The following is a 3,660-nucleotide window of genomic DNA, read 5'->3' on the forward strand; positions in this document are numbered from 1 at the left end:
CCGTGGACGACCTCGTCGTGGGAGATGGGCAGGACGTAGTTCTCGCTGTAGGCGTACACCATCGAGAACGTCATCTCGTTGTGGTGGTACTTGCGATGGACCGGCTCGTGCTGCACATAGTTCAGCGAGTCGTGCATCCACCCCATGTTCCACTTCAGCCCGAACCCCAGCCCCCCGAACCCGCCGGGCCCGTTGTGATGGGTGGCCCGGGTGACGCCGTCCCAGGCCGTGGACTCCTCGGCGATCGTCACGACGCCGGGTGCGCGGCGGTAGACGGTGGCGTTCATCTCCTGGAGGAAGGCGACGGCGTCGAGGTTCTCCCGGCCGCCGTGTTCGTTGGGGGTCCACTGTCCCGGTTCGCGTGAGTAGTCGAGGTAGAGCATCGAGGCGACGGCGTCGACGCGCAGTCCGTCGATGTGGAACTCCTCGCACCAGTACACGGCGTTGGCGACGAGGAAGTTGCGTACCTCGCGGCGTCCGTAGTCGAACTCGAGGGTGCCCCAGTCGGGGTGGGCGGCCCGTTGGGGGTCCGCGTGTTCGTAGAGGGGGCGTCCGTCGAATTCGGCGAGGGCCCATGCGTCGCGGGGGAAGTGGGCCGGTACCCAGTCCATGAGGACGCCGATGCCGGCCCGGTGCAGGGCGTCGACGAGGTGTTTGAAGTCGTCGGGGGTGCCCAGTCGTGCGGTGGGGGCGTAGAAGCCGGTGACCTGGTAGCCCCAGGATCCGCCGAAGGGGTGCTCGGCGACCGGCATGAGCTCGACGTGGGTGAAGCCCAGGTCGCGGACGTAGGCGGGCAGTTGCTCGGCCAGTTGGCGGTAGGTCAGGCCCGGACGCCACGAGGGGAGGTGGACCTCGTAGACGGACAGCGGTGCCTCGTGCACCGGACGGGCCCCCCGCCCCGCCATCCACTCCTCGTCCGTCCACTCGTGGTGCGAGGCGTGCACGATCGACGACGTGCGCGGCGGTACCTCGGTCCGCCGGGCCATCGGGTCGGCCCGCAGGGTGCGGGAGCCGTCCGGGCGGGTGATCTCGAACTTGTAGAGCTCGCCCTCGCCGATCGCCGGCACGAACAGCTCCCACACCCCCGAGGAGCCGAGCGACCGCATCGGATACCCGGTGCCGTCCCAGAAGTTGAAGGTGCCGGCGAGACGGACACCGCGCGCGTTCGGCGCCCAGACCGTGAAACGGGTGCCGGTGACCCCCTGGTGCACCATCGGCTCCGCACCCAGGGCGCGCCACAGCTCCTCGTGGCGTCCCTCGCCGAGCAGATGGAGATCGAACTCCCCGACCGCGGGCAGGAAGCGGTACGCGTCCTCGGTGTCCTGAACCGTCCCCTCGTACGCGACGAGCAGCCGGTACGCCTCCGGGACCGCGCGCAGCGGCACCAGCGCCGAGAAGAACCCGTCCCCGTCGTCGTGCAGCTCGACCCGCAGGTCGTCCGTCACGACGGTCACCCCGAGCGCGTACGGACGGAAGGCCAGGAAGGCCACACCGCCGGGCACCGGATGGGCGCCGAGCACCCCGTGCGGATCGTGGTGCGTGCCGGAGAGCAGCCGCTCCCGGTCACCGGGTTCGACCCCGGCGAAGACGGGAGCGCTGTCGACGACGGCGGGCTCAAAGACCCCGACCACGGGCTCGGCGCCCGTCGGCTCGCCGGCGCGCGGTTCGGGAACCCTCGCCCCGGCCCCCTTCTTCGAGACCTTGGAGACCGCCGAGACCTTCGCATTCTTCGCGGCCATGCTCCCGGCAGGCTTCTGAGCAGCGGCCTTCTTGACCGTCGCCTTCTTGACCGTCGCCTTCTTGGCGGCAGCCGGCTTCTTGGCACCGTTCTTCTTCGGACTGTCGTCGGACGGGGGGCGGGGCGTCACGGGCAGGGCCTCCTCGGCGGGGTGAGGTGGGGAAGGTCAGGGGGATGCGGCGAGTCGGCGTATCGCCGCCATCGGGACCGGCAGCCAGTCGGGCCGGTGCCGGGCCTCGTACAGGACTTCGTAGATCGCCTTGTCCGTCTCGTAGGCGCGCAGGAGTACGGGATCGGCGCGCGGGTCGCGGCCGGCGACCTCCGCGTAGCCGGCGCAGTACGCGGCCCGGCAGATGTCGGCCCAGTCGGGCACCGGCGGGACGGCCCCTGCGCATGGGGGTCCCCCCTGGTCGAGCGAAGCCGAGAGCTTGGGGGAGGAGCCGAGGGCTCCGGGGACGGCGTGGGCCGCGTAGTCGAAGGAGCGGAGCATCCCCGCGATGTCCCGCAGGGGCGGCTGGGGCATACGGCGCTCGGCGAGCGGTTTCGAGGGCTCGCCCTCGAAGTCTATGAGCGACCACTCCCCGGAGGGCGCGCGCAGGCACTGGCCGAGGTGCAGATCCCCGTGTATGCGCTGGGCCGTCCAGGTCTGCCCCTCGGAGGCCAGGTCGGCCAGCGCCGCGAAGGCGGTGCGCAGACCGGCGGTGTACGGCCGCAGCGCGGGCACCGCCTGCGCCGCCGCGGCCAGTCGCTCGGTCATGCCGTCGACGAGCCGTTCCATCTGCACGTGTCCCAGGGTGACCGTGGGCAGGGCCCGGGCGAGGGCCGTGTGCACCTCGGCGGTGGCCCGGCCCAGCGCCCGCGCCTCCCCGGTGAAGCCCTCGCCGCCGCGACAGCCGTCCTCGGCCGGTTCGCTCTCCTTGGCCGGTTCGCTCTCCTTGGCCAGTTCGCTCAGGGCCAGCTCCCAGCCGTCCACCGCGCCCTGGACGTAGGGTTGCAGCACTCCCAGGACGTACGTCTCCTCGTCCAGGTCGGCGGCCATCCACGCCGTCGGCGCCGGCACCCGGGGGCAGCCCTCCCGGGCGAGCGTCAGGGGCAGCTCCAGATCGGGGTTCACCCCCGGGACTACGCGGCGCAGCAGCTTCAGGATGAACGTATCTCCGAAGACCAGGGACGAGTTGGACTGTTCCGCGGTGATCAGGCGCGGTATCAGATCGCCCCGTATCTCCTGGCGTCGATCCCGTTCGAAGCGCAGCTCGCCGACTCGGGCCCGGGTGCGCAGGGCCTCCAGGAGCACGTCGGCGGGGCGCGGGTCGTGCAGTGCCTCGTAGACCGTGTGTCCCGCCAGCGGTCCCTCCTGCACGTGTCCGATCAGCGCGGGCGCGAGGTGCGGCGGGAGTGCCTCGCGTACGCCGATGAGCAGTTGGTAGCAGTCGCCGGGCTGGGTGCCGGATCCCTGGGCGGGGGTGAGCGGCTGGTGCGCCCGGACCAGCAGGTGGAGCAGGCCCAGCTGAGCCGTCGAGGGCAGCAGTTCGTTGGCCGTCACCAGGGAGAACCCGGTCACCGGACGCCCCTTGCCCGCGAACCAGCGCTGCCGTGGCAGCCATTCCCGTAGGAGCGGATCGAGCGACGCGAGCAACTCGGGGCGTGCGACGGGGGCCGTGACAGAGTGGATTGCGGCTTCCGACATGACGTCGCGTCCTTTCCCCAGGGGCCCGGGAGACCGGGGGAGTCGGGGTGTTACTGATGCGTGCCCAGGGCGGGACGGAGGAAACCGCCCCGCCGACCGGGTTCTGGAGTCTGTCCTTGGATCAGACGGCGTCCTTGCGGAGCCGGAACCAGTAGAAGCCGTGGCCCGCGAGGGTGAGCAAGTACGGCAGCTCGCCGATGGCCGGGAATCGCACCCCGCCGATGAGTTCGACCGG

At 71.3% G+C, this 3,660-nt stretch carries 3 protein-coding genes; all 3 read right to left on the reverse strand.

Annotated features, from left to right (window positions below; genetic code table 11):
• The coding region (gene glgB, locus ACZ7M3_RS52680) for a 1,4-alpha-glucan branching enzyme (RefSeq protein ID WP_472073945.1) at nt 1-1,874 on the reverse strand (1,874 nt) is incomplete at its 3' end.
• A gap of 30 nt (nt 1,875-1,904) precedes the next feature.
• Nucleotides 1,905-3,425, reverse strand: a complete 1,521-nt coding sequence (locus ACZ7M3_RS52685; protein ID WP_472073943.1) for a maltokinase N-terminal cap-like domain-containing protein — start codon at nt 3,423-3,425, stop codon at nt 1,905-1,907.
• A gap of 121 nt (nt 3,426-3,546) precedes the next feature.
• On the reverse strand, nt 3,547-3,660 hold a 114-nt coding region (locus ACZ7M3_RS52690; RefSeq protein WP_143138439.1), incomplete at its 5' end, for an alpha-glucosidase C-terminal domain-containing protein.

This window comes from Streptomyces sp. NPDC111656 (assembly GCF_055656965.1).